At 60.7% G+C, this 4,668-nt stretch carries 1 protein-coding gene; it reads right to left on the bottom strand.

Annotation, left to right across the window (positions count from 1 at the left end; all coding sequences use genetic code 11):
* Positions 1–126: 126 nt before the first annotated feature.
* Positions 127–4,485: a Ulp1 family isopeptidase gene (locus tag NKI58_RS35250; RefSeq protein WP_352830495.1), complete on the bottom strand. Its 4,359-nt coding sequence runs from the start codon at positions 4,483–4,485 to the stop codon at positions 127–129.
* Positions 4,486–4,668: the final 183 nt, after the last annotated feature.

Raw genomic sequence — 4,668 nt, 5'->3', positions numbered from 1 at the left:
GACGAGGCTGATCAAGCCTTCCAACAGTACCAGCCTGATCAATTACGGCGAGAGCTACCGGTCCGGAGATCGCATCAGCGCCTCTGTCGTCAAGAGAGCTGTTCTGCTTGACCCCAGCCATGGAGCTCAACGCCCCGCGTCGGAGCGCTCCCTGCTTCTGAAGGAAGCCATTAGGTCCGCTCGGGCTTGATCGGAGGCTTGGCTGATGGACGTCGTGGTTGCTTCGCTCAGTTGCCGCCCCATGGCGCGGCTTTGCGGATTATCAGTCCTCTGCCTCTTCGCCGGTCTCAACAGCGCTGTGTAATGTTCATTGTTTATGATGACGCCCCCGCTGTTCACGAGGTTGCTCCTGTCAAGTGTACTCGTCAGTCCGTCCTGGGCCTCACGCTTCTTGCCCAAGTGCCGTTCAAACGGCGCTGGCGCGACTTGTTGAGCTCGAGAGATGGGTCCCTGCTCTCCTGCGTGGCCATGAGCTTGTGCCGCGGTCTGCGCAGCGGCGTCCCCAATGGCACGAGCCTCCATGCCGACTGCGTCTTCCGGACGAGCAGCAAGGGCAATTTCGCGCCCGAGTGCGAACTTCCGGACATGAGTTAGTGCACTGATGTCAGCGGTTTTCATATAGCGCTTGGCATCTTCATCCAGCGACCGCTCGTGAAGCCGATCCGCAATCCCCGGCTTTTTGTTTTCAACCAGGCATTGACTGAAACGTCTAAGAGCAGACCCATAGACCTCAACGGTACGGGGTTTCGGCCCGGTCGGCGCTGCCTCGTACGCTTTGATGAGAGCCGCTGTGTACTCTCTGATGAGCACGGCGTCGGCAGGGTGGGGATTCAGGGCAGGGCGGCCCACCACTGGCGCTCCGCCCGCCCACGTCTTGAGACGACCCAGTGACCCAGCCACGGCCGAGGGGCCGCCACCCCAGATCTCGTACTCCTTGCGATCCCGATCCAGCGACGAATCGTGAAGCCGATCCGCAATCCCCGGCTTGTTATTTTCAACGAGCCAATGACCAAAGCCGAAAAGAATATCTACATGGCGCTTGACCGTGATCTCCCCGACCTTACCGGCATAGAGTGCTGACCTCAGCCCTTCGACAAGGGTCGCATCGTTGGAATAAAGAGGACCCTTGTCGGGACCGGAGACCACTTTTGGGCGATCTGGCTGCACCGCCGCCGGCACAGAACGAGCATGGTCACGCAACTCGGACGGTGCGGGGGGATTCAGATCAACCACTGACGAATCCGGCGCATGATGATGGCGCGCCGTTGAGTGACCCGGCTGCAGCACCGAGGCACCCAGCATCGACCCACTGCCTCCGGCGTACGGCGCCGCGGCGTGTTCTTGTCCGCTCCCTTGCATCATGGGCTGCGCCTCCCATGGCAATGCACCCACTTGATGGGTGGGGGCCTGCATCAGCACGCGAGCGCCTGAATTGCCGATCTCGCTCAGCTGCGGCTCAGTGGCAACGTCCTGCAGACGACTGTTCGGGGTCCTTTGCCTCTTCGCTGGTCTCAACTCCGCTGTATCATGCTCACGGTTGATGAGGACCTCCTCGCTTGGTAGCTGGTTGCTCCTGTCCTGTGCAGCGATCCGCTCGTCCGGCGCGCGCTGGTCGCCGTCGCGCCAGCTCAGGGGACGAAAGGACCCTGCGGGATCCGAGGCTTGGTGATGGGGCCCAGTTGGCACGAAAGACGATGCCAGAACAGCGTCGTCTTCATTAGCTTTCCCAGGGGGGAGATACTCTGGCCAACTGTATTCCTCCTGCGGCCCGCTGTGCTGCGCAGCGGCGTCCCCCTTGCTCTCAAGACTTTGAGATTTAAATGGGTCCCCGGGAGCAACGTCTGGCGCTGACTGGCCGAGCCGCTTGATCTGCTGGTGAAACGTCCCAACGGGGCTTTCCTTAACCGCGTCTCGGGCCTGTCGGTCCATGAGTTCAAAGTTCGTGAGATTATTTGCCGTTCCGAATGTATTGTCACCCCTGAGGCGGGTTTGTAGTGCCTGCCGATTGACGACGAGGTTGTTGAGGTTCAGGTTATCTGGCTGCGATTGCAATCGCCCAACCAGCGCCCGCGTGCCGTCCACCACGTAGACTCCGCAATCCACCACGTTGCTCTGCTGGGCGATGCGGGATACGCCCACGCGGGTCTCCAGGCTGGCGCCCAGATTTTCTGCGAGCTCTTTTGCAAGCGTGTCATTGCATCCGTTGTAGGAGTCATAATGATAGGCAACCGGCCGTTCCCGGTCGCTGCGATCAACGAACAGCAGCGACCAATGGGTGCCGCGCTCCGCAAGAGTCTTACCGCCATCGCTCACTGGCACGAACAGGAAGTCGGCTGTGTCGTTACCGTTCTGATGGACGATGCGCTGGAATGCGCTTAGCATGACGCTCTCGGAGCCCAAGCGCAGATGATAATTGGCTACGAGGGGATCCACGAACCGCGTCCGGGCGGCGAGATCTGGATTGTTCCCCTGCAACTCCTGCTCCAGGAGTTGGTAATCCCTCTGGATATGTTCGTCGCCTAGCCATTCCAATGCGCCGAGCACCCGCCCGTCTTTAGCTTTCCCAGGGGGCCTCTCTGGCCGACCCAATGCCTCCTGCGTCCCGCTGCGCTGCGCAGCGGCGTCCCCAATGGCACGAGCCTCCATGCCGACTGCGTCTTCCGGACGAGCAGCAAGGGCAATTTCGCGCCCGGGTGCGAACTTCCGGAGATGAGCTAGTGCACTGATCCTCCGGTTACCACCGGAGTTCACATAGCGCTTGGCATCTTCATCCAGCGACCCCTCGTGAAGCCGATCCGCAATCCCCGGCTTTTTGTTTTCATGCAGGTATTCACTGAAACGTATAAGAGTAGATCCATAGACCTGAATGGTACCGCGATTCGGCCCGGTCGCAGGCGCTTCTTTGTACTCTTTGATGAGAGCCGCTGTGTAATCTCTGATGAGCGCGGCGTCGGCAGGGTAGGGATTCCGGACAGGGCGGTCGACCACTGGCGCTCCGCCCGCCAACGTCTTGAGACGACCCAGTGCTCTAGCCACGATCGAGGGGCCACCCCTGCTCTCGTACTCCGAGGGGCCACCCCTGCTCTCGTACTCCTTGCGATCCTGATCCAGCGACGATTCGTCAAGCCGAGCAGCAAATCCCGGCCTGTTATTGTCAAAGAGCCAACGACCAAAGCCGAGAAGAGAATTTACATGGCGCTTGACCGTGCTCTCCTTGACCTTACCCGCGTAAGCTGACCTCAGCCCTTCGACAACGGTCGCATCGTTGGAATAGAGGGGACCCTTGTCGCGACCGGAGACCCCTATTGGAGGATCTGGCTGCACCGCCGCCGGCACAGAACGAGCATGGTCACGCAACTCGGACGGTGCGGGGGGATTCAGATCAACCACTGACGAATCCGGCGCATGATGATGGCGCGCCGTTGAGTGACCCGGCTGCAGCACCGAGGCACCCAGCATCGACCCACTGCCTCCGGCATACGGCGCCGCGGCGTGTTCTTGTCCGCTCCCTTGCATCATGGGCTGCGCTTCCCATGGCAATGCACCCACTTGATGGGTGGGGGCCTGCATCAGCACGCGAGCGCCTGAATTGCCGATCTCGCTCAGCTGCGGCTCAGTGGCAACGTCCTGCAGACGACTGTTCAGGGGCCTTTGCCTCTTCGCTGGTCTCAACTCCGCTGTATCATGCTCACGGTTGATGAGGACCTCCTCGCTTGATAGCTGGTTGCTCCTGTCCTGTGCAGCGATCCGCTCGTCCGGCGCGCGCTGGTCGCCGTCGCGCCAGATCAGGGGACGAAAGGACCCTGCGGGATCCGAGGCTTGGTGATGGGGCCCAGTTGGCACGAAAGACAATGGCAGAACAGCGTCGTCTTCATTAGCTTTCCCAGGGAGCTCGCGCCCGAGTTCGGACTTCCGGAGATGAGCTAGTGCACTGATCCCACCGGAGTTGTTATAGCGCTTGGCATCTTCATCCAGCGACCCCTCGTGAAGCCGAGCCGCAATCCCCGGCTTTTTGTTTTCAACCAGGTATTCACTGAAACGTCTAGGAGCAGATCCATAGGTCTGAATGGTAGCGGGATTCGGCCCGGTCGGCGCTGCCTTGTACTCTTTGATGGGAGCCGCTGTGTAATCTCTGATGAGCGCGGCGTCGGCAGGGTCGGGATTATTCAGGACAGCGGCGCGGTCCAGCACTGGCGCTCCGCCCGCCCACGTCTTGAGATGACCCACTGCTCTAGCCACGTCCGAGGAGCCACTCTTGCTCTCGTACTCCTTGAGATCCGGATCCAGCGACTCCTCGTGAAGCCGAGCAGCAAATCCCGGCCTGTTATTATCAAAGAGCCAACGACCAAAGCCGAGAAGAGAATTTACATGGCGCTTGACCGTGCTCTCCAATGCTGACCTCAGCCCTTCGACAACGGTCGCATCGTTGGAATAAAGAGGACGCTTGTCGGGACCGGAGACCCCTATTGGAGGATCTGGCTGCACCGCCGCCGGCACAGAACGAGCAGGGTCACGCAACTCGGACGGTGCGGGGGGATTCAGATCAACCACTGACGAATCCGGCGCATCATGATGGCGCGCCGTTGAGTGACCCGGCTGCAGCACCGAGGCACCCAGCATCGACCCACTGCCTCCGGCGTAGGGCGCCGCGGCGTGTTCTTGTCCGCT

Origin of the sequence: Mesorhizobium sp. M0522 (assembly GCF_040321085.1) — a bacterium.
GTDB lineage: Bacteria > Pseudomonadota > Alphaproteobacteria > Rhizobiales > Rhizobiaceae > Mesorhizobium.
This window is presented reverse-complemented; position numbering and strand designations above follow the sequence as displayed.